The 20,392-nt window shown below is 64.1% G+C and carries 19 protein-coding genes; 10 read left to right on the forward strand and 9 right to left on the reverse strand.

What is annotated here, in order from left to right; all coding sequences use genetic code 11:
- Window positions 1-19 precede the first annotated feature (19 nt).
- Window positions 20-1,420 (reverse strand): methyl-accepting chemotaxis protein, encoded by a 1,401-nt coding sequence (locus ACLBKT_RS05985; RefSeq protein WP_410182034.1) that lies wholly within the window; start codon window positions 1,418-1,420, stop codon window positions 20-22.
- 131 nt (window positions 1,421-1,551) lie between these two features.
- Here ACLBKT_RS05985 and ACLBKT_RS05990 point away from each other — a divergent pair, with 131 nt between their 5' ends.
- The gene (locus tag ACLBKT_RS05990) at window positions 1,552-2,736 is read left to right on the forward strand and encodes a vWA domain-containing protein (RefSeq protein WP_410182035.1); all 1,185 of its coding nucleotides are present in this window, start codon (window positions 1,552-1,554) and stop codon (window positions 2,734-2,736) included.
- An 81-nt stretch (window positions 2,737-2,817) separates the two neighbouring features.
- Entirely contained in the window at window positions 2,818-2,946 is a 129-nt protein-coding gene (locus tag ACLBKT_RS05995; protein ID WP_410182036.1) for a hypothetical protein, read from the forward strand.
- On the opposite strand, the gene ACLBKT_RS06000 is transcribed toward ACLBKT_RS05995, so the two are convergent.
- Window positions 2,943-4,238, reverse strand: coding sequence for a spinster family MFS transporter (locus ACLBKT_RS06000; protein WP_410182037.1), 1,296 nt, complete (start codon window positions 4,236-4,238; stop codon window positions 2,943-2,945). The genes ACLBKT_RS05995 and ACLBKT_RS06000 overlap by 4 nt on opposite strands.
- A gap of 104 nt (window positions 4,239-4,342) precedes the next feature.
- Window positions 4,343-5,542 (reverse strand): exo-beta-N-acetylmuramidase NamZ domain-containing protein, encoded by a 1,200-nt coding sequence (locus ACLBKT_RS06005; protein ID WP_410182038.1) that lies wholly within the window; start codon window positions 5,540-5,542, stop codon window positions 4,343-4,345.
- Window positions 5,543-5,630: 88 nt separating this feature from the next.
- On the opposite strand from ACLBKT_RS06005, the gene ACLBKT_RS06010 reads away from it, so the two are divergent.
- Entirely contained in the window at window positions 5,631-6,134 is a 504-nt protein-coding gene (locus ACLBKT_RS06010) for a TspO/MBR family protein (protein ID WP_410182039.1), read from the forward strand.
- Here the strand turns inward: ACLBKT_RS06010 and ACLBKT_RS06015 are convergent.
- Window positions 6,131-6,646 (reverse strand): DOMON-like domain-containing protein, encoded by a 516-nt coding sequence (locus ACLBKT_RS06015; protein WP_410182040.1) that lies wholly within the window; start codon window positions 6,644-6,646, stop codon window positions 6,131-6,133. The genes ACLBKT_RS06010 and ACLBKT_RS06015 overlap by 4 nt on opposite strands.
- A 77-nt stretch (window positions 6,647-6,723) precedes the next feature.
- Here ACLBKT_RS06015 and tyrS point away from each other — a divergent pair, with 77 nt between their 5' ends.
- The 6 genes from tyrS to ACLBKT_RS06045 all read left to right on the forward strand — a co-directional run bounded on the left by tyrS (window position 6,724) and on the right by ACLBKT_RS06045 (window position 12,901).
- On the forward strand, window positions 6,724-7,953 hold the full coding sequence (tyrS, locus tag ACLBKT_RS06020) for a tyrosine--tRNA ligase (RefSeq protein ID WP_410182041.1): 1,230 nt from the start codon (window positions 6,724-6,726) through the stop codon (window positions 7,951-7,953).
- 79 nt (window positions 7,954-8,032) lie between these two features.
- Window positions 8,033-8,371, forward strand: coding sequence for a PilZ domain-containing protein (locus ACLBKT_RS06025; RefSeq protein WP_410182042.1), 339 nt, complete (start codon window positions 8,033-8,035; stop codon window positions 8,369-8,371).
- A 27-nt stretch (window positions 8,372-8,398) separates the two neighbouring features.
- On the forward strand, window positions 8,399-9,706 hold the full coding sequence (locus tag ACLBKT_RS06030; RefSeq protein ID WP_410182043.1) for an MFS transporter: 1,308 nt from the start codon (window positions 8,399-8,401) through the stop codon (window positions 9,704-9,706).
- On the forward strand, window positions 9,703-10,623 hold the full coding sequence (gene cysK / locus ACLBKT_RS06035) for a cysteine synthase A (protein ID WP_410182044.1): 921 nt from the start codon (window positions 9,703-9,705) through the stop codon (window positions 10,621-10,623). The genes ACLBKT_RS06030 and cysK overlap by 4 nt, the downstream gene beginning before the upstream one ends.
- Window positions 10,624-10,703: 80 nt before the next feature.
- Entirely contained in the window at window positions 10,704-11,309 is a 606-nt protein-coding gene (locus tag ACLBKT_RS06040; RefSeq protein ID WP_410182045.1) for a hypothetical protein, read from the forward strand.
- 113 nt (window positions 11,310-11,422) lie between these two features.
- On the forward strand, window positions 11,423-12,901 hold the full coding sequence (locus ACLBKT_RS06045; protein WP_410182046.1) for a M20/M25/M40 family metallo-hydrolase: 1,479 nt from the start codon (window positions 11,423-11,425) through the stop codon (window positions 12,899-12,901).
- Between the two features lie 69 nt (window positions 12,902-12,970).
- On the opposite strand, the gene ACLBKT_RS06050 is transcribed toward ACLBKT_RS06045, so the two are convergent.
- The 4 genes from ACLBKT_RS06050 to ACLBKT_RS06065 form a co-directional block, all read right to left on the reverse strand.
- Entirely contained in the window at window positions 12,971-14,776 is a 1,806-nt protein-coding gene (locus ACLBKT_RS06050; protein ID WP_410182047.1) for an acyl-CoA dehydrogenase C-terminal domain-containing protein, read from the reverse strand.
- 54 nt (window positions 14,777-14,830) lie between these two features.
- A complete protein-coding gene (locus tag ACLBKT_RS06055; protein WP_410182048.1) occupies window positions 14,831-15,316 on the reverse strand; it encodes a MerR family transcriptional regulator in 486 nt (161 codons plus the stop codon).
- Between the two features lie 37 nt (window positions 15,317-15,353).
- Entirely contained in the window at window positions 15,354-15,743 is a 390-nt protein-coding gene (hisI, locus tag ACLBKT_RS06060; RefSeq protein WP_410182049.1) for a phosphoribosyl-AMP cyclohydrolase, read from the reverse strand.
- Between the two features lie 401 nt (window positions 15,744-16,144).
- Entirely contained in the window at window positions 16,145-16,840 is a 696-nt protein-coding gene (locus tag ACLBKT_RS06065) for a ComF family protein (RefSeq protein WP_410182050.1), read from the reverse strand.
- A gap of 56 nt (window positions 16,841-16,896) precedes the next feature.
- Between ACLBKT_RS06065 and ACLBKT_RS06070 the strand changes: the two genes are divergently transcribed.
- A complete protein-coding gene (locus tag ACLBKT_RS06070) occupies window positions 16,897-17,661 on the forward strand; it encodes a methyltransferase (RefSeq protein ID WP_410182051.1) in 765 nt (254 codons plus the stop codon).
- Here ACLBKT_RS06070 and ppdK read toward each other — a convergent pair.
- Window positions 17,658-20,330 (reverse strand): pyruvate, phosphate dikinase, encoded by a 2,673-nt coding sequence (ppdK, locus tag ACLBKT_RS06075; RefSeq protein ID WP_410182052.1) that lies wholly within the window; start codon window positions 20,328-20,330, stop codon window positions 17,658-17,660. The genes ACLBKT_RS06070 and ppdK overlap by 4 nt on opposite strands.
- Window positions 20,331-20,392: the final 62 nt, after the last annotated feature.

Genomic DNA, 20,392 nt, shown 5'->3' on the forward strand with positions numbered 1-20,392 from the left:
AGGAGCCCGCCCTCACGCTTCAATCGAAGCTGTAAGCCAGCTCGAAATTGCCCCAGCGCTTGCCGCCCAGCACCAGCGGGACGTAGACATTGCGCACCACCACATAGCTGTCGCCATCGTTCTCCTGACGATAGACCGCCATCATGTAGGGCGCGGCCGAGACTTTGGCCTTGCGGTCGATGGCCTCGAGCATGATCCGCCCATTGCGGCAGAACTGCGTATCGTGATTGACGTCACCCGTCGGCGTGCGGGAGCGATCGGTGAGATGGGTGGGCAGGAAGCCGTTCATGTCGGTGCAGGCAGCGGCCAGCACACGCGGATCGCTCGCAGTGGCGCGGTCGAGGAAGGGGCGCCATTCGGCATGGGCCCAGTCCGTCAGCCGGGTGCGATAGAGCTGGGGATTGGTGCCGGGGACAGGCTGGTAATCCGTATCGAACAGCGCTGACATCGTCACCGCGCCGCGGGCCAGTGCTGCCTCGGTATGCGCGACAAGCTCCTGCATCATAGTCTGGGCCTGTGCGACCATGACGCTGTCTTCCGGCGAGAGCCCGGCGTGAACGATGCGGTCGAACATCTCGCTCGCAGTGATTTCCAGGTCTTCCATCTTGCGATGCGCGCCGTGCAAGCGGTCTTCGTTGCTGCGCGCGGCCGCATCGTAGCTGGTCAGCACGCGCTGCACCTTGTCGACATGGTTGCTGATCGTGCCGGTCGAACGGGCAATGACATCATTCTGCTTGTCGACCTCCTCGACGAGGCTGCCGACATTGGCGAGACTGCTTTCGATACGGGCCACGCTGGCACGCGCCTCGCCACTGGCTTTCGCGCCCGCCTCGATCCGCCCGATCACTTCCTCTGCCTCGCCGCCCAGCGCGTCGATAGTGGCCGCGATCTCCTCGGTCGCCTTGCGGGTGTCGCTGGCGAGACTTTTGACCTCGGCGGCGACCACCGCGAAGGTACGCCCGGCTTCGCCTGCCCGCATCGCTTCGATGGTGGCATTGAGCGCGAGGATGTTGGTTGTCTCGGCAATGTTGTCGATGTCCTGCGCAGAACGGCGCACCTGTTCCATCGCGGCGGAGAAGCTGGTGACGTGCTGGCCGAGCGTATCGACCAACTCGATCAGACCGGCAATCTGGCCGAGTGAGGACTGGATCAGCGCCGTGCCTTCGTTGAGGCGCTCGATCGCGCGTTCCGACAAAAGCCGTGCCTCGTCGCTGGCCTGCGAGACCTTGCTCTGGTCGGCCTCAAGCGCGCGCACGGTTTCGGCCAGCGCCTCGTGCTCGGATCGCAGGGACTTGGAGGAGGCGATCACCGCCTCCACCACCCCGGCCACATCGGTGCAGCCCACGGTCACGGCGCCGCAGCTTTCCGGGATCATCGCCAAGGCTTGGGCGTTGGCGGTGTCGATAGCGATCTGATGCATTGCGCAAGCGGCCTTTGTTGGGTGCACCGAATGTCTAGCCGCAGGATGGTAAGCGAAGCGTTAAAGGGGGGCGATCTGCCTGCCAAGAATGAGGCTGGTCAGGCTTCACGCCGCGGGTTAATCACCAGCCCATGTTCTTCAATTTCATCGACGAGCTTCGCGCGGCCGGTATCGGCGCCAGTTTCAAAGAGCACCTCACCTTGCTTGAGGCGCTCGACAAGGATGTCATCGATCAGACGCCCGAGGCCTTCTACTACCTCTCCCGCGCCACCTTCGTGAAAGACGAAGGCCTGCTCGACCGGTTCGATCAGGTGTTCCACAAGGTGTTCAAGGGGATCATGACCGATTACGGGCAAAACCCGGTCGACATCCCCGAAGACTGGCTGAAAGCGGTCGCCGAGAAGTTTCTGACGCCCGAGGAAATGGAAGCGATCAAGTCGCTCGGCGATTGGGACGAGATCATGGAGACGCTGAAGAAGCGGCTCGAAGAACAGGAAAAGCGCCACCAGGGCGGCAACAAGTGGGTCGGCACCGGTGGCACCTCGCCGTTCGGCAATTCGGGCTACAACCCCGAAGGCGTGCGCATCGGCGGCGAGGCGCGCCACGGCAAGGCGATCAAGGTCTGGGAAAAGCGCGAGTTCAAGAACCTCGACAACACCAAGGAGCTTGGCACCCGCAATATCAAGATGGCGCTGCGCCGTTTGCGCCGTTTCGCCCGCGAAGGCGCGCAGGATCAGCTCGACATTGACGCCACGATCAAAGGCACGGCCAAGCAGGGCTGGCTCGACATCCACATGCGCGCCGAGCGCCGCAATGCGGTGAAGCTGCTGCTGTTCCTCGATGTCGGCGGGTCGATGGACCCCTTCATCAAGCTGGTCGAGGAATTGTTCAGCGCGGCCACCAGCGAATTCAAGAACATGGAGTTCTTCTACTTCCACAACTGCCTCTACGAAGGCGTGTGGAAGGATAACAAGCGCCGCTGGCAGGAACGCACCAAGACCTGGGACGTCCTCCACAAGTACGGCCACGATTACAAGATCGTCTTCGTCGGCGACGCGGCGATGAGCCCCTATGAGGTCACGCACCCGGGCGGCTCGGTCGAGCACATGAACGAGGAAGCGGGCGCGGTGTGGTTGCAGCGCGTCACCAACACCTATCCCGCGACCGTGTGGCTCAATCCGGTGCCGGAGAAGCAGTGGAACTATTCGCAGTCGACCAAGATGATCAAGCAGCTGATGGGCGACCGGATGTATCCCCTGACACTGGACGGGCTGGACGATGCGATGCGGGAGCTGAGCCGCAAGCACGGGGCTTGAGGCCAAGTTTTCTCCTCTATCCGTCACCCTGAACTTGTTTCAGGGTGACGGTTAGAGGATGCGTTACCCCGCCACACCCGCTTGGAAGCCGTCCACCTCAAACGCGAAGCCTTCGATCCCCGCACGGGCTGGCGGATGTGGCTCGACGCGTTCCTGCTGTTCAGCGGCTTGCTGGTGACGCTGGTGCAGCCTGCCCGCGCGCCAGACTAGCCGTCCTTCTGGTCCAGCTCGGCGTCCAGATGCAGGCTGCACCGCCAGAAGAAGAACGCCGGCACCAGCCCTAGCACCGCCGCGCCGTAAAGCACATAACGCACCGAATCCGCGCCGAAGCTTGGTTGCAGCCAGTCCGAAAGCATCCCGAAGAACAAGGGCCCCAGCCCCAGCCCGATCAGGTTCTGGAAGAACAGTAGGCTCGCTGCCGCAATGGCCCGCGCGCGGACCGGCACGAGGCCCTGTGCGGCGGAATAGGTCGGGCCGTAGTAGAACGAGTTGAACACCGTCGGGATGAACAGCAGTGCCAGGGCCAAGGGCCAGCTCGGGGCGTGATAGGCTGCGATCGCGATCGGAACGGCGAGCGCCATGCCGATCGCGGGGGCGCTCAGCACGTGGCGGCGGTTGATCGCACCGAACCGGTCGGCGAGATAGCCGCCCGCCCATGTGCCGAGAATACCCGCGACCCCGCCCAGCAGCCCGAACCACAGCCCCACCTGCCCCGGGGTCAGTTCATGGGTGCGCTGGAAGAAGATCGTGGTCCAGGTCGTCTTGCCATAAGCCAGAAATGACGCGGCCGACCCGGCAATCAGCAGCAGCACGAAAGCGCGCGACCGCATGACCTCCGCCACCGCCTGTCCCAGCGGCAGGGCGGCGGGTTGGCTCTTGCCGCGCAGAATCGCGGCCGCATCGCTGTGCCGGGGGTCCTTGATCACGAGCAGCACCACCAAGGCGAGCGCGACGCCCGGCAGGCCGACAATCACGAACGCCTCGCGCCAACCGACATAATCGGCGAGCGTCCCGCCAATCATCATGCCCAAGAGCGTTCCGACCGGAATGCCGAGCGAGTAGAAGGCGAGCGCCGAAGCGCGCTTTTCGGGTGGCACCATGTCGCTGATCAGCGAGTGCGCCGGCGGCGTGCACCCCGCCTCGCCTACCCCTACGCCGATGCGGGCGAGCAGCAGCTGCGCAAAGTTCTGCGCCAGCCCGCACAGCGCCGTCATCGCCGACCAGACCGCCAGGGCGAGCGCGATCACCTTGGGCCGGCTCGTCGTCCCGCGATCGGCAAAGCGCGCGATGGGGATGCCGAGAACCGTGTAGAACAGCGCAAAGGCCAGTCCCGTCATCAACCCGATCTGAGTGTCGCTGAGGTCAAGGTCGCGGGCAATCGGCTCGGCCAGAATGTTGACGATCTGGCGGTCGATGAAATTGAAGACATAGACGACCAGCAGGATCCACAGGGTGATCCTGACCGATTGCGTGCCGGAGGCGGTGCCCGCCGTGGTTGCCATGTCGTGTTCTCTCCCATCGGTGACGGTTCATCCGCCATCCGTTGTTGTAGCATTGCCCGGTCATCGCCGGCGCATTGACGCCGCAATGACTGGAATGACGTCAATCAGTAAAGCAGGTGCGGCCGCACTGCGGCAATCCAGGCGGCTTCGTCATGTGACGTCATGGCGTCAAGCTCGTCCGGCGTCGAACCCGGATTGTCGACCCATTCCCGCAAGCCCGGGCCGCCGTTGATGACGTCAATTGCGAGCCGGTCGAGTTCGTATTCGTAAGGGAAATCGCGCCACAACGGGTAATCGGGATAGAGCAGTCGGATCGCCTTGAATGCCAAGGCCTGAAGCCGCCACGGCTTGAAAGCAGCGTGATCGTAGAAGGTATTTTCTGCATGAATCATCAATGCATTACAGAGCATACCTTTGTGCTTGTGGAAGGTCGGCTCGAACCAGCATTCCCGGATCGCGCAGCCCTCAAGCCACTGGGGCGCGAGCTTTCGCATGACCTTCAGCACACCGCCCGCGTCAATATCGGGCGCGCCGAACAGCACCTCCAAGGGCCGCGTGGTGCCGCGGCCCTCTGACAGCGTGGTGCCTTCCAGCATCACGGTGCCAGCATAGCAGCGCGCCATGTTCACATTGGCGGCATTGGGCGAAGGGTTGATCCACAGGCGTGACGTCGGCCACCCGAAGCCCGGCATGGCGTCTGGCTCCCAGCCCTCCATCGCCACCACCTTGTAGGCGACGTCGAGACTGAAATGCTCGATGAACCAGTGGCCCATCTCCCCCATGGTGAGGCCGTGGCGCATGGGCATCGGCGCGGCGCCGACAAAGCTCTCCTGCCCCGGCACCAGCAGCGTCCCTTCGACCGGGCGGCCGGCGGGATTGGGGCGATCCAGCACCCACACTTCCTTGCCCGCCTTGGCGGCTTCCTCAAGCAGATAGAGCAGCGTGGTGACGAAGGTGTAGATCCGGCAGCCCAGATCCTGAAGGTCGAACAGGAATACATCCGCGCTCGACATCATCTGGCCGGTGGGGCGGCGCACCTCGCCATAAAGCGAGAAGATCGGGATGCCGTATCGCGGGTCCATCTCGTCCGCGGTCTCGACCATGTTGTCCTGCTTGTCGCCCTTCAGCCCATGCTGCGGGCCGAAGGCACTGTTCACCGGCACGCCCGCCGCGATCAGCGCGTCGAGGCTATGGGTGAGATCCGCCGTCACACTGGCCGGATGCGCCACCAGGGCAACGCGGCGGCCCTGCAATTGGCGGAGGAGTTCGGGGTCGGCCAGCAGCCGGTCGATGCCTGTCTTCATCTGCCTAGCGTTGGATCAGCGCGTTATGAAAGGCAATCGCTTTGCGCGGTGACGGGAACATTGCGCCCCCTCGCCTTGTTACAGACATATGGACACAGACTGGACACCGATAGCCATCGCCGCGGGATGGGCGATTATCCTTGGCGGCGCGGGCGGCGCGCTGACCGAGATCGGCCAATGGTATCGCAATCTGCGCAAGCCGCCGTGGCAGCCGCCTGACTGGCTGTTCGGACCCGCTTGGACGATTATTCTCGGGCTGGCGGGCTGGAGCTTCTATATCGGTTTGACCCAAGCCCCCACGCCTGAGGCTCGCGCCGGAGTATGGGCGCTGTTCATCGTGAACTTCGTGCTCCATTTTCTGTGGTCGCCCCTGTTCTTCAAGCTGAAGCGGCCCGACTGGGCTCTCGCCGAGAATGTGTTCCTGTGGCTGTCGGTGACCTCGCTGATGGTGGTGCTGCCGCGCCTCGCAGGGGACAGCTTTGCCCGTTGGCTGAACGTGCCCTATTTCGTGTGGGTCAGCTTCGCCTTCGTACTCAATCTGAAAATCGTGCAGCTCAACCGCCCGTTCGGCTCGGAAGCGACCGCGCCCTAGCGTTCGACGATTAGCTGGCGGTTGGCTTCGGAGTGAAACTCCGGCTTGCCGGGCGGGAAGGCGAGGGCCCAATATTGCTTGCCGCCATCGGCATGTTCGACAATCGCGTTGAGGGCGACTTGGGCGGGCGCGGGCAGATCAGCAGCGATGCTGACCTTCAGCGCCAGACCCTGTTCGTCGTGAACGCAGGCGATGGCAATGGCATCCACCGGTGCATCACGCATCCCTTCGCGGAACGAGTCGAAATCATACGCGGCCCAGCGTCCTGAAGGTGAGAGATTGAACTCGCGATAGGCCGTGCCGCCCAGTGGCTGCCAGAAAATCTCGAAACAGGTTGTCTTCCACAGATCGTCCTTACGCTCCGGCGCGGCGTGCGGCGGCACGATGATCGCCGGAACATGCCCGTCGAGCCGGAATTCCGCCTCGCAGCCGAGGGGAGTGGCCGTGATCGAGGCGGTGACAGCGCGGATCGGGCCGAGATCACAGGCGACGTGGAGCATGAGCGGGTGCATCACCCGTTACTGCCCTTGCGCCCTGCCCCCGGCAAGCCACTTCCCGTCACGCCTGCGCACTGGTAGGGCCCCGCGCCATGAGCACTTACGATTCAGCCCTCCTCCGCCTGCTCGACGAGCGTGGCTACATCCATCAGTTGACCGACGCAGCCGGGCTTGATGCCCTGGCCGCAAAGCAGATCGTGCCGGGCTATATCGGGTTCGACGCAACCGCGCCCTCGCTTCACATCGGTTCGCTGGTGCAGATCATGATGCTGCGCCGCTTGCAGCAGACCGGGCACAAGCCGATCGTGCTGATGGGCGGAGGCACAACCCGGATCGGCGATCCCACCGGCCGCGACGAGAGCCGCAAGATGCTCACCGACGAGACGATCGAAGCGAACATCCAATCGATCTTCACTGTCTTTGATAAGCTGTTGAAATTCGGCGATGGGCCGACCGATGCCGTCATGGTCAACAATCACGATTGGCTGGGCAAGTTGGGCTACATCGAACTGCTGCAACAGGTTGGCACGCATTTCACCATCAACCGGATGCTGACCTTCGACTCGGTCAAGCTCAGGCTTGAGCGCGAGCAGCCGATGACCTTTCTCGAATTCAACTACATGATCCTGCAAGGCTATGATTTCAGACATTTGTCGCGTGAGCTTGGCGTGCGCTTGCAAATGGGGGGAAGCGATCAGTGGGGCAATATCGTCAACGGGATGGAACTCGGTCGGCGCATGGACGGGGCCGATCTGTTCGGGCTTACCACGCCGCTGCTGACGACGGCTGACGGTGCGAAGATGGGCAAAACCGCGGCGGGTGCGGTTTGGCTGAACGAGGATCAACTGCCCGCCTATGATTTCTGGCAATACTGGCGCAACGTCGATGATCGTGATGTCGGCAAGTTCCTGCGGCTGTTTACCGACCTGCCATTGGATGAGATAAATCGCCTGGAAACGCTTGAAGGCGCAGAGATAAATTCGGCCAAGGTCGTGCTTGCCAACGAAGTCACCAGGCTGGTGCGCGGCGAAGATGCCGCCGTCCGGGCCGAGGCTACTGCGCGCGAAACCTTTGCCGGCTCGGGTGCGGGCGAGGATTTGCCCACGCTTGCGGTTGGCACGGAGGGGATGCGCTTGGCCGCGCTGCTCACCGCTCTGGGCCTCACAGCATCAGGGGGGGAAGCCAAGCGCAAACTCGCCGAGGGTGCGGTTAAGCTCGAGGGTGAGACTGTAACGGATCCTGCGCAACTCATCCTACCGGCGGAGGGGGAGACGCTGCGGGTCAGCCTCGGCAAAAAGCGTCACGCGCTGGTGCATCGCTAAACCTCCGAATTTTTACGAATTGTCAGCCTTTCTGCTGCATTCCCTCTTTGTGCCCAGACGGAGAGAAGGAACGCATCACGTGACGGGTGGAGCAAATCTCAGCGTTACCGAAATGCGGCGCGCGGCGCGGCATCCGGTCGATTTCCCGGCGATTGTCGAGCACTTCGTGCACGGCGATCTGCATCTGCACGTCTGCAACCTTTCAGCCCATGGCTTCATGGTCGACAATGCCACGCAACTTCAGCGAGGCGACCGTATCATCATCCGTCTGCCGGTCGTGGGCCGGATCGAGGCCTATGTGATCTGGACGCGGGATACCCGTGCGGGCTTGCAGTTCGAGCGGATCATCCGGCTCGACGATTTCGTCGGCATCATCGACCAGCTTCAACCCAATCCGCGCCTGCGCCGCTCGCGATAGAGCAGCCTTAGGCCGCGCAAGTTTCACATGCTTGGCAGCGGCCCTGCGGCCTGCCATGGCGCAGCCGTGACCGAACCAACCTCTCCGCTACAGATCGGCGATTACCGGCGTTACTGGCTTGCCCGCTTCATGGCGGTGTTCGCCACGATGTCGATGGTGGTGCTGCTCGGCTACCAGCTCTACGAAGTCGCACGCGACGATTACGGCATGAGCGTGGCCGAGGCCTCGTTCCAGTTGGGCTTGCTGGGGCTGGCACAATTTATCCCGCTGTTTGTGCTGACGCCTGTGGCAGGCCTCGCTGCTGATCGATTCGACCGGCGCCATGTCGCGGCCTTTGCCAACGGGATCGATGGCTGTGTGGCGGTGATCCTGGCGCTGGCGACCTGGGCCGATGCGCTCAACATCCCGATCCTGTTCAGCCTTGCCGCGGCGCATGGCGCAGCGCGGGTGTTTGTCGGCCCCTCGATGAGCGCGATTGCGCCCAATATCGTGCCGCCCGCCCTTCTCCCGCGCGCCATCGCCCTATCGTCAATCGCGTGGCAGACTGCGAGCGTTGCAGGCCCCGCGATAGGCGGGGTGATCTTTGCCGAGGCAGACTGGCTGCCGCACGCGATGTCCGCCGGATTGCTGGGCGCGGCGATGGTGCTGATTCTCACGGTCCGGCCGATCAAGGCGAAGCATGAGGGTCCCCGGCTCAAGCCGCTCAAGCAGATCATCGAAGGCTTGGTCTATGTCTGGCGTGAGCGGTTCCTGCTCGGCTGCATCACGCTCGATCTGTTCGCGGTGCTGCTGGCGGGGGCCACGGCTTTGCTGCCGGTATTTGCGCGCGATATCCTGTTTGTGGGGCCGGAAGGTCTCGGCTTGATGCGCGCAGCGCCAGCGCTAGGCGCGGCGAGTGTGGCCTTGTGGCTCAGTTTCCGCCCGCTTGAACGCGAGGTCGGGCTCAAGATGCTGTGGGCGGTTGCCGCCTTCGGGGCATTGACGATCACCTTCGCCTTTTCGCGCAACTTCCTGCTGTCGCTGGCGATTCTGGCTGCCATGGGCGCGGTCGATATGGTCTCGGTCTTCATCCGCTCGTCGCTGGTGCAACTGTTCACGCCTGACGACAAGCGGGGACGGGTGTCATCGATTTCGGGCCTCGCCATCTCCGCATCCAATGAGCTGGGCGAAATGCAATCGGGGCTCGCCGCTGCCATTCTCGGCGCAACCGGCGCGGTTGTATTCGGCGGCGCGGGTGCGATATTCGTGACCATGGTCTGGGCGTGGTATTTCCCCGAACTGCGCCGCGCCAGAAGCTTCGAGCCAGCTGCGCTCAAACGAGAGGTATCGACATGAAGGCTGACAACATCCTCGCCACCATCGGCGCCACCCCGCATATCCGCCTGTCGCGCCTGTTCCCGGATCACGAGGTGTGGGTGAAGTCCGAGCGGTCGAACCCCGGCGGCTCGATCAAGGATCGCATCGCCCTCGCCATGGTCGAGGATGCCGAGGCGACCGGCAAGCTTCAGCCCGGCGGCACCATTGTCGAACCCACCAGCGGCAACACCGGGATCGGCCTCGCCATGGTTGCCGCCGTCAAGGGCTACAGGCTTGTGCTGGTCATGCCCGAATCCATGTCGATTGAGCGTCGCCGCCTGATGCTGGCCTATGGCGCCAGCTTCGATCTCACCCCGCGCGAACGCGGCATGAAGGGCGCGATCGAGCGGGCGCAGGAGCTCGTCGAGCAGACCCCCGGCGCATGGATGCCGAGCCAGTTCGACAACGCCGCCAACCCCGCCGTGCACGCCCGCACCACCGCGCAGGAAATCCTCGCCGATTTCGCCGCCACGCCGATCGACGTGATGATCACCGGGGTCGGCACCGGCGGCCACCTCACGGGGTGCGCCGAAGAGCTGAAGAAGCACTGGCCCAGCATGAAGGCATATGGCGTCGAGCCGGCGCTTTCGCCCGTGATCAACGGCGGTCAGCCCGGCCCCCACCCGATCCAGGGCATTGGGGCTGGCTTCATCCCCGGCAACCTCCACACCAACGCGATTGACGGGGCGATTACCGTTGATGCCGAGGAAGCCAAGCAGATGGCGCGCCGCGCCGCGAGTGAGGAAGGCATGCTGGTCGGGATTTCCTCCGGCGCGACCCTTGCCGCAATTGCGCGCAAGCTACCTGAGCTGCCGCAAGGCGTGCGAGTCATGGGCTTCAACTATGACACGGGGGAGCGCTACCTTTCCGTCCCTGACTTCCTGCCGGTGGAATAAAGCGATTCCTTAACCCTAGTGGGCTATCCCGGGCACAGGATTATCACGCTTCTTGCGTCACTGCCCGGGAACCGCCACCCATGAAATTCGTCAAGCTCCATTCGCGCGGCGGCAATTATCTTGTCGTGGCCAGCAATATCGCCTGGTTGCGCACCGCCGAGAACGGCCAGACCAACGTTGGCATGGTCGGCGGGCAACCGCTGTTGGTGGTGGGCTCAATCGAAGAGGTGGCGGAGCAAATCCTCAGCGCGACCGCCAATGAAGAACCACCGGCAGCACCGCCCGCCCCGGCCGCAGCCATTGAGCCGCCTCCACCTGTCGCCGCACCACCAGTGGCTGAACCCGTTCGCGAAGCCGTTGCACCAGCGCCCGAACCCGTCGCCCCGCCCCCCTCGCCCCCAGCCCCTGCTCTTGAACCGGTCGTAGAAGCCCTCGAGCCCATGGCCGAAGAGCCTGAGCCTGAACCCGCCGCCGCACCGGCACCGGCTGCGACGACCCCCGTTCGCCAGCCCGTCTCCGAGCCGGTGCGCGAGAAAACGGCGGAAGACCCTGCTACAGCTACCGCACGACCGCGACCCGTCATTCGGAATTCGGCAAGCCTGTGGGAGCGCCCCGCCGCGCCCGCCGCTGCCAAGGGTCTCAAGATCAAGGCTAGCTCACAGCGGATGATGGGCAGGCTGGACTAGGCAAGCTCTCGCCGCTTCCCGCAATAGCCGTTGCGAAAGCAAGCTCGGCTGCTACCTCTCTGTCCTCACAGCATGGGGAGAGATTGGCGATGAGGCGACTTGCAGGAATGACAATGGCGGCGGCAATCGCGCTCGCGGCGACGCCGCTGGTCGCCGAAACGCCCAATCGCGAGGCGATTGTCACAGTGGTTGAAGCCCAGCAGGACGCAACGGTCAAAGCGCTGCAAGACTGGGTCGCCCTTCCCACCATCGCCGCCGAGAAACGCGGCACGCCCGAAGGCGCGGAGTATATGCGCAAGCTGGCGCTCTACGCCGGGTTCCAGCAGGCCAAGATCATCCCGACCGATGGCGTCCCCGCGGTTTTTGCGACCCTCGATTCCGGCGCGAAGACCACCGTCGGCATCTACTTCATGTATGACGTGAAGCAGTTCGATCCGGCGGAATGGAGCTCTCCTCCGCTCGATGCGAAACTGGTCGATCGCCCCGGCGAAGGCACCGCCATTGTCGGGCGCGGGGTCGTCAACCAGAAGGGGCCGCAGATGGCGTTTCTCGCCGCGATCAAGGCGATTCAGGCGAGTGGGCGCAAGCTGCCCGTCAATCTGGTGCTGGTCGCGGAAGGTGAAGAGGAAGTCGCCTCGACCCATTTCGATCAGGTCATCGCCGTGCCAGAGGTGCAGGCTGCGCTCTCCAAGGCAGTCGGCGTATTCATCCCCTCGGCCAATCAAAACCGCGATGGGAGCGCGGGCATCACGCTTGGTGCCAAGGGTGCGGTCGAGTTCCAGCTGGTTGTGGGCGGTGAGACGTCGGACAAGTACCCCAAGACCGACATCCACTCGTCCAACCATGCCCGCATCGAAAGCCCGGCGTGGCGGCTCGTCAAGGCGCTCGACACGCTTGTCGCCGATGACGGCCATACCCCGGCGATCGACGGATGGTTTGACAACGTCCAGCCGCTGACCGCTCGCCAGAAAGAGCTGATCGCGCAGAGTGTAAAGCCAGACGCGGAGGCAGGTGAAAAAGCGCTGCTCGGCGTCGGGCGGTGGATCAATGACGAGGACTACGTCACCAGTCTTGAGCGGTTCTTCTCGCAGCCCACGGTCAATATTCAGGGGTTGGTCGCGGGCTACACCGGTGAAGGCGGCAAGACCGTGCTACCCGGCCGCGCCGAGGCCAAGCTGGAATTCCGCCTGGTGCCGAACATGACCAAGGACGAGGCGGTCACCAAGCTGCGGGCGCATCTCGCCAAGCGCGGGTTCGACGATGTGCAGGTAACGATCTCGGGTGGCTACGGCCCGAATGAAACCGATGAGGACTCAATTCTGATCCGGGCCCAGAAGCGCATGTTCGACGAAAGCGGCGTGCCCTACACCATCCGCCCACGCAATGCCGGAAGCTGGCCGGGCGTGGTGTTCAATGGTCCGCCGCTCAACCTGCCCGCTTCGCAATTCGGCCTTGGCCGCGGCGGCGGGGCTCATGCGCCCAATGAGTGGTTCCTGATCGAAAGCACCAATCCCAAGGTCTATGGTCTCGATGAGGTGACCATGGCTTATGTCGACTACCTCTACGCGCTGGCCGAAGAGGCTGAACGCTAGGAGACACAAGCCAAGGGCCGCCCTGCGGATGGCAGGACGGCCCCTCGGTTTTCCATTGGCGGTTGAAACTTACGCCGCCGTGGCAAAGGCCTCGGCCGGGAGCTTCATCATATATTCGCTGCCCGCTTCGAGCTTGCGGCGCAGCGCGCCCGCATCGGGGAGGAAGCGTTCGGCGTAGTAGTTGGCCGAGACAAGCTTGGCTTCGTAGAAGGCCTTGTCGTCCGAACCCTCGGAGAGTTTGTTCAGCGCCACCTTGGCCATCTTGAGCCAGAAGAAGCCCAGCGTCACGATGCCCATGATGTGCATGTAGTGATGCGCGCCCGCGCCAAGGTGGTTGGGGTTGGCCATCGCGTTCTGCATGAACCACATGGTCGCCGCCTTCTGCTCGCCGAGCGCCTTTTCGAGGCGTTCGGCGACCGAGGCCAGTTCGGGGATCTGCTTGGCCGAAGCGATCTCCTCGTCGATCATGGCGAAGAAGGCCTGGATCGCCTTGCCCCCGCCCGCGGCGAGCTTGCGGCCGCACAGGTCCATCGCCTGCACGCCGTTCGCGCCTTCGTAGATCATCGCGATGCGGCTATCGCGCACGAACTGCTCCATGCCCCATTCGCGCACATAGCCGTGCCCGCCGAAGACCTGCTGCATGTTATTGGCGATGTCATAGCCCTTGTCGGTGCCATAGCCCTTGATCACCGGGGTCATCAGCCCGATCAGCAGGTCAGCCAGCTCGCGCTCCTCGGCGGTCTGCGCCTTGTGGGCGAGATCGACCTGGAGCGCGCCCCACAGGCACAGGGCGCGCATCGATTCGGTGAACACCTTGGCGTCCATCAGCATCCGGCGCACATCTGGGTGGACGAAGATCGGATCGGCCTTGGCTTCGGGATCGGCGGGGCCAGTCAGCGCACGGCCCTGACGGCGATCGAGCGCGTAGTTGACCGCGTTCTGATAGGCGACTTCGGCCTGGGCATAGCCCTGGATGCCGACGCCGAGGCGCGCGGCGTTCATCATGATGAACATGGCGGCCAAGCCCTTGTTCTCCTCGCCCACCATGTAGCCCGTGGCGCCGTCATAGTTGAGCAGGCACGTGGCGTTGCCGTGGATGCCCATCTTCTTCTCGATCGAACCGCAGGTGACGCCGTTGCGGGCGGCAGGGTTGCCGTTCTCGTCGAGGATGAACTTGGGCACGATGAACAGCGAGATGCCCTTGGTGCTGTCGGGCGCGCCCGGGGTCTTGGCCAGCACCAGATGGATGATGTTGCTGGTGAGGTCATGCTCGCCGGCCGAGATGAAGATCTTGGTGCCGGTGATCGCATAGGTGCCATCGCCATTGGGCACGGCCTTGGTGCGGATCATGCCGAGATCGGTGCCGCAATGCGGCTCGGTCAGGTTCATGGTGCCCGACCATTCGCCCGAGATCATCTTGGGGACATAGGTCGCCTTCTGCTCGTCCGAGCCCTTGGCAAGGATCGCCGAGATCGCGCCGGCGGTGAGGCCGGGATACATCGCGAAGGCCTGATTGGCGGTACCGGTGTATTCCTCCAGCACGAAGCCAAGCACATGCGGCAGCCCCTGCCCGCCGAATTCCTCGGGCTGGGCAAGCGTGCCCCAACCGCTTTCGACATAGGCCTGATAGGCTTCCTTGAAACCCGGCGGGGTGGTGACGCTGCCGTCTTCATGGCGCGTGCAGCCATGCTCATCGCCCGACTGGTTGACCGGCGCGAGCACCTCGGCGCAGAACTTGCCGGCCTCGTTGATGACCGTGTCGATCATGTCGGGCGTGGCGTTCTCGAAGCCCGGCAGATTGCCGTAGCTGGCCAGATCAAGCACTTCGTTGACGATGAAACGCGTATCGCGGGTGGGGGCGGTGTAGGTCGGCATCACTTGATCCCTTTAGTGAGCAGGTTTGTTTGAAGTAGCAGTGGGCCTATCGGCTCAACCGAGATCGAGCTTCTCGATCTCGGCGACGAAGTCGGTAAGCTCCTTGATCGAGCTATCGATATCGTCGCGCTGCGCTTTGAGCTTGGCGATATGCGTGCGGCACTTGGCAATCGTGACGCGGCGCTGTTCAACGCGGCCATCGTCAAGATCGTAAAGGTCGATCATCTCGCGGATTTCGGTGAGGCTGAACCCGACATTCTTGGCGCGCATGATCCAGGCAAGCCGGGCGCGGTCGCGCTTGGAATAGACGCGGGTGAGACCCACTCGGGCCGGGTTGATCAGCCCCTCGTCCTCATAGAACCGCAGCGCACGCGCGGTGCAGCCGAATTCCGACGTGAGATCGGAAATCGTGAACTGTTCCCGCTCGTGGACATCGGGCCGATCGAGATGCGCGCCGTTGCGGCGCGGCTCGCTGGCGAGATCCTTGGGAAGGTGCTGGGCGGGGTCCGAGGATTCGGTGGGTGCAGGAGCGGTAGCCATGCCCGCCTCTTACCTTCCGTTTACGTGAGCGTCAAGTTCAGGCCCGCACAAGCACCGGCTTGCCATCGCGCGATTCGATCTGCCGATAAAAGCAACTGCGTGCGCCGGTGTGGCAGGTTGGCCCTGCAGGCACAGCTCGGATCACCAGCGCGTCCTGATCACAATCGACCAGAACCTGCGCAACCTTCAAGACGTTGCCCGATGTCTCGCCCTTCATCCACAAGGCCCCGCGCGAGCGTGACCAGAAGTGGACCTTGCCCGTGCTCAGTGTCGCTTCAAGCGCCTCGGCGTTCATGTGCGCGACCACCAGCACCTCGCCGCTGGCATCATCCACGACCACTGCGGTGAGCAGTCCGGCCGCATCAAACTTCGGCGCGAACACGGCGCCGCTCTCACGCTCTTCAGAGGTCAGGGTTGAGCCGGTCACCTTGAAACTCCTCGCAGACTGGCGATGCGCGCCGGCCCGTCCCGATGCGCAATAAATGTCCGAACCGGCGCGCTCATGCGACGATTGTTGCACGCACACAACAGGCGCACGCAAAAAATGCGCCTATCACAGGTTTGATCTTCCGCCGAATGCAACAGCGTGGAACAAGCGTGTCAGGAGCCTTCGCAAGGGGTTCTCCGCCGAACAATGGCACCGCCCGGTGTCAGGTTCAGGGGGTGATCGGGCCGCAGACTGGCAACGGGGTGCCAGCGCGACCGATTGAACGATAGGGACTGGATCCCGGCAGCGAAGTTAGGGGGTCGCTGCCACAGCCCGCAAGGGTGGATCCGCACCGTTTCGTCACGTGGCGCCCGGGGTCGAAAGACCTCGGGCGTTATGTTTTATGGGTGGGTGAGTCGGTGATCCTGATCGACCTGCGCAAAACAGGCGACCGAAATTGATGCGGGCCCTGCCCCGGCAATCGCCGCAATGCAGGCTCTGCTGGTTGCCCCGCTGGTCAGCACATCGTCGATCAGTATGACGTCACGCCCCGCCAAGTGCTCCGACCTTGCAGAATTGAGCCGGATCGCCCCGGTGAGCGCCCGCTCACGCGCCTCGCGCCCCAACCCGCCAAGATTGGGCGTGCGCTTGTGCCGCACCAAAGCTTCGACGAGGGGTTCGCCCCTTCCCAGCCGTGCGAGCTCATGTGTCAGCAGCGCAGCCTGGTTGAACCCGCGCTGCCACAGTCGCCAGCGATGGAGCGGCACCGGCACCAACACCGGAAGCCGATGCCCCACGTGCGATTCGGGCAAGCGCGCCGCGATCAGCTGAGCGAGCAGCCGCGCCAGCGCGATCCGGCCGCCATGCTTGTAAGCCAGCACCAGCTTGCGGGAAGTCTCGTTGTAATAGGTCGCCGCAAAGACCGGGATTGCGGCCGTATCGCTGTCGGCGTGGGTGGGCACCTCAAGGCTGCTCCAGCACTCGCCACACAGCCCCGCCTGACTGGCAATCGCCATCCCGCAGGAGGGGCACCGCGGCGGATAAAGCGCATCCACCACGGGCCCGAAATGTCTGGCAAAGCGTGCGACCGCGACCATGGCGCAAGGTGTCGCACGGCTTGCACTGCGCTGGCAAGCACGGCAGGGCGCTGGCGATGAATGCTCCTGCGATCCCCACGATCTTCAGCCCCCATCGCCGCGGCCAGCGCCTCGCCCGCGCGCGGCATCGCGCGGCGGCCTCCGATGCGGCGCGCTTTATCGCCGAGGACATGATCGAGGATACGCTGGAGCGCCTTGCCTTCCTGCGCCATTCGCCTGCGCGGGCATTGGTGCTTGGCGATCCGACCGCCGCGCTTGCGGCATCGCTTCGGCAGCGGGGTGCCGCAGTCGAGGAACCCGCCTTGCTCGATCTCGAGGCGCCGCATCCCATTTGCGGGTACGAGCTTATCGTCGTGCTTGGCCTGCTCGATGCGATCAATGACCTGCCCGGTGCGTTGATCCATCTGCGCAATGCGCTTGCCCCTGGGGGGTTGGTGATGGCGCATTTCATCGGCGGCCAGAGCCTTCCCGCACTGCGCGCCGCCATGTTCGCCGCCGAGCCCGACCGTCCGGCGGCGCGGATCCATCCATTGGTCGATCCGCGCGCCGCGCCGGGACTGCTCCAGCGCGCCGGATGGAAAGACCCGGTGGTCGACACGCATACACTGACGGTGCGCTACGCAAGCCTCAACCGTCTGATCGCCGATCTGCGCGATCAGGGGCTCGGCAATGCGCTTGCGAAGCCTGCCGCGCCATTGGGCAAAGCCGCCCTCGCCCGTGCCCGCGCCGCCTTCGCCGCGCGCGCCGACGCTGATGGCAAAACAGCCGAGAGGTTCGAGATCATCACCCTGACCGGGCGACGCTCTCTGGCTGGAACCTAGGCCTGCTTCAGCGCCGCCTGGGCCGCCGCAAGCCGCGCGATCGGCACGCGGTAAGGCGAGGCGCTGACGTAATCGAGGCCCACCCTCTCACAGAAGGCGATGCTCGCCGGATCGCCGCCATGTTCGCCGCAGATGCCGAGCTTGATGTCAGGCCGGGTCGCCCTGCCCCGCTCTGCCGCCAGTTCGACCAACTGGCCGACGCCTTCGATATCAAGGCTGACGAAGGGATCGCGCGGGAAGATGCCCTTGTCGACATAGACAGAAAGGAACCGCGCCGCATCATCGCGGCTGACGCCGAGCGTGGTCTGCGTGAGGTCATTGGTGCCGAAGCTGAAGAACGCGCCTTCTTCGGCAATCTCGCCCGCCATCAGCGCGGCGCGCGGCAGTTCGATCATCGTGCCGACGAGGTATTCGACCCGCGTGCCGACCTCGGCAAACACCGCTTCGGCCACCTGGTCTACCAGCGCGCGCAGGATTGCGAGCTCACGCTTGGTGGCCACCAGCGGAATCATGATCTCCGGCAAAGGTGCTTCGCCCGATGACGCTTTCACCGCGCACACCGCCTCAAAGATCGCGCGGGCCTGCATCTCGTAGATTTCGGGATAGGTAATCCCGAGCCGGCAGCCGCGATGGCCGAGCATCGGGTTGAATTCATGCAGTTCGCCAGCCCGGCGCTTGAGGTGATCCACCCCCAGCCCGGTCGCATCGGCCAGATCGGCGAAGTCCTCGTCCGCGTGGGGGAGGAATTCATGCAGTGGCGGATCGAGCAGGCGGATCGTGCAGGGGAGACCCGCCATCACCTCGAAGATCGCGGTGAAATCGGCGCGCTGTTCGGGCAGGAGTTGCTCCAAGGCGCGCCGGCGTCCCGCTTCATCGTCGGCCAGAATCATCTGGCGCACCAGTGAGATACGCGACGCTTCAAAGAACATATGTTCCGTCCGGCACAGCCCGATGCCTTCCGCGCCGAACTGCCGCGCCATGCGGCAATCCTCGGGCGTTTCGGCATTGGTGCGCACCTTCATGCGCCGCAGCTTGTCGGCCCATACCATCAGCGTGCCGAAATCGCCCGCCAGCTCGGGTTCGACCGTGGGAACGATGCCGAGCATCACCTGACCCGTCGCCCCATCGAGGGTAATCGCGTCGCCTTCCTTCAGCTCCGTGCTGCCGATCCTGAGCTTACGGGCGGCACGGTCGATCGACACGGCCCCCGCACCAGACACGCACGGCCGCCCCATGCCGCGGGCGACCACCGCCGCGTGACTGGTCATCCCGCCGCGCGCGGTCAGAATGCCTTGCGCCGCGTGCATCCCGTGGATGTCCTCGGGGCTGGTTTCGACCCGCACCAGAATCACCTTCTCGCCGCGCCCGGCCCATTGCTCGGCCGTATCGGCATCGAGCACGATCTTGCCCGCCGCCGCACCCGGCGAAGCGGGGAGCCCCGTGGTCAGCACATGCCGTTCGGCTTTGGGATCGAGCGTCGGGTGGAGCAGCTGATCCAGCGCCATCGGATCGACCCGCCGCACCGCCTCGCGCTCGTCGATCAGCCCTTCGGCCACCATGTCGACCGCCATCTTGAGCGCGGCCTTGGCGGTCCGCTTGCCCGAGCGCGTCTGGAGCATCCACAGTTTGCCGCGTTCCACGGTGAATTCGATGTCCTGCATATCCTTGTAATGCAGTTCCAGCAGATCGAAAACGCGGGCGAGTTCGGCATAGGCTTGCGGAAGCGCCTCTTCCATCGACAGCGGCTTGGCACCAGCTGTCTCGCGCGCCGCCTTGGTGAGATATTGCGGCGTGCGGATGCCCGCGACCACGTCCTCGCCTTGGGCGTTGATCAGGTATTCGCCGTAATAGGCTCTGGTGCCCGTCGCCGGATCGCGGGTGAAGGCGACGCCGGTGGCGCTGGTTTCGCCCATGTTGCCGAACACCATCGCCTGCACGTTCACCGCGGTGCCCCAGTCGCCCGGGATGTCGTTCAACCGCCTGTAGACTTTGGCGCGGTCGCTGTCCCAGCTGTCGAACACCGCGCGGATCGCGCCCCACAGCTGTTCGTGGACATCCTGCGGGAACGGGCGACCCAATTCGTCGGCGACGATGCTGTTGTACTCGGCCACCAGCGCCTGCCAGTCTTCAGCCGCCATCTCTGTGTCGTTGTAAAAGCCCTTGTCTTCCTTGGCGATTTCAAGCGCTTCCTCGAACAATCCGTGATCGATCCCGAGCACCACGTCGGAATACATCTGGATGAAGCGGCGATAGCTGTCCCAGGCAAACCGCGCATCGCCCGAGGAGGCAGCGAGCCCCTGAACCGTCGCATCATTGAGGCCGAGGTTGAGGACGGTGTCCATCATCCCGGGCATCGACACCCGCGCGCCCGAGCGGACCGAGACCAAGAGCGGATCGGCCGCGTCGCCGAACGTCTTGCCCACCGTCGCTTCGACATGGGCCAGCGCGGCAGAGACCGCGCTGCGCAAGCCATCAGAGAAATCCGCCCCGTCCTTCAGATAGGCGACGCATTCCTCGGTGGTGATGGTGAAGCCCGGCGGCACCGGCAGGCCGATGCTGGCCATTTCGGCAAGGTTCGCGCCCTTGCCGCCGACCACGGTCTTGTCCTTCTGACGCGGATCGGAGTGGTCGGCGTTGCCTCCGAATACATAGACCGTCTTCAGTGTCATGGCAGTTCCCGGGTCAGGTGTTAAGCGTTACAAAGCGGACACCGTGTCCGCTTCGAAATGTA

The sequence above is a fragment of the Erythrobacter sp. W302b genome (genome assembly GCF_046452395.1).
GTDB lineage: Bacteria > Pseudomonadota > Alphaproteobacteria > Sphingomonadales > Sphingomonadaceae > Erythrobacter.

What these genes read in the sequence shown, in the direction of transcription:
- ppdK (WP_410182052.1), bottom strand. Translation starts at nt 20,330, where the DNA reads ATGACACTGAAGACGGTCTATGTATTCGGAGGCAACGCCGACCACTCC.
- ACLBKT_RS06005 (WP_410182038.1), bottom strand. Translation starts at nt 5,542, where the DNA reads ATGAAGACAGGCATCGACCGGCTGCTGGCCGACCCCGAACTCCTCCGC.
- ACLBKT_RS06045 (WP_410182046.1), top strand. Translation starts at nt 11,423, where the DNA reads ATGGCGGCGGCAATCGCGCTCGCGGCGACGCCGCTGGTCGCCGAAACG.
- ACLBKT_RS06055 (WP_410182048.1), bottom strand. Translation starts at nt 15,316, where the DNA reads ATGGCTACCGCTCCTGCACCCACCGAATCCTCGGACCCCGCCCAGCAC.
- ACLBKT_RS06015 (WP_410182040.1), bottom strand. Translation starts at nt 6,646, where the DNA reads ATGCACCCGCTCATGCTCCACGTCGCCTGTGATCTCGGCCCGATCCGC.
- ACLBKT_RS06000 (WP_410182037.1), bottom strand. Translation starts at nt 4,238, where the DNA reads ATGGCAACCACGGCGGGCACCGCCTCCGGCACGCAATCGGTCAGGATC.
- ACLBKT_RS06050 (WP_410182047.1), bottom strand. Translation starts at nt 14,776, where the DNA reads ATGCCGACCTACACCGCCCCCACCCGCGATACGCGTTTCATCGTCAAC.
- tyrS (WP_410182041.1), top strand. Translation starts at nt 6,724, where the DNA reads ATGAGCACTTACGATTCAGCCCTCCTCCGCCTGCTCGACGAGCGTGGC.
- ACLBKT_RS06040 (WP_410182045.1), top strand. Translation starts at nt 10,704, where the DNA reads ATGAAATTCGTCAAGCTCCATTCGCGCGGCGGCAATTATCTTGTCGTG.
- ACLBKT_RS06070 (WP_410182051.1), top strand. Translation starts at nt 16,897, where the DNA reads ATGAATGCTCCTGCGATCCCCACGATCTTCAGCCCCCATCGCCGCGGC.
- ACLBKT_RS06030 (WP_410182043.1), top strand. Translation starts at nt 8,399, where the DNA reads ATGCTTGGCAGCGGCCCTGCGGCCTGCCATGGCGCAGCCGTGACCGAA.
- ACLBKT_RS05990 (WP_410182035.1), top strand. Translation starts at nt 1,552, where the DNA reads ATGTTCTTCAATTTCATCGACGAGCTTCGCGCGGCCGGTATCGGCGCC.
- ACLBKT_RS05985 (WP_410182034.1), bottom strand. Translation starts at nt 1,420, where the DNA reads ATGCATCAGATCGCTATCGACACCGCCAACGCCCAAGCCTTGGCGATG.
- ACLBKT_RS06065 (WP_410182050.1), bottom strand. Translation starts at nt 16,840, where the DNA reads ATGGTCGCGGTCGCACGCTTTGCCAGACATTTCGGGCCCGTGGTGGAT.
- cysK (WP_410182044.1), top strand. Translation starts at nt 9,703, where the DNA reads ATGAAGGCTGACAACATCCTCGCCACCATCGGCGCCACCCCGCATATC.
- ACLBKT_RS06010 (WP_410182039.1), top strand. Translation starts at nt 5,631, where the DNA reads ATGGACACAGACTGGACACCGATAGCCATCGCCGCGGGATGGGCGATT.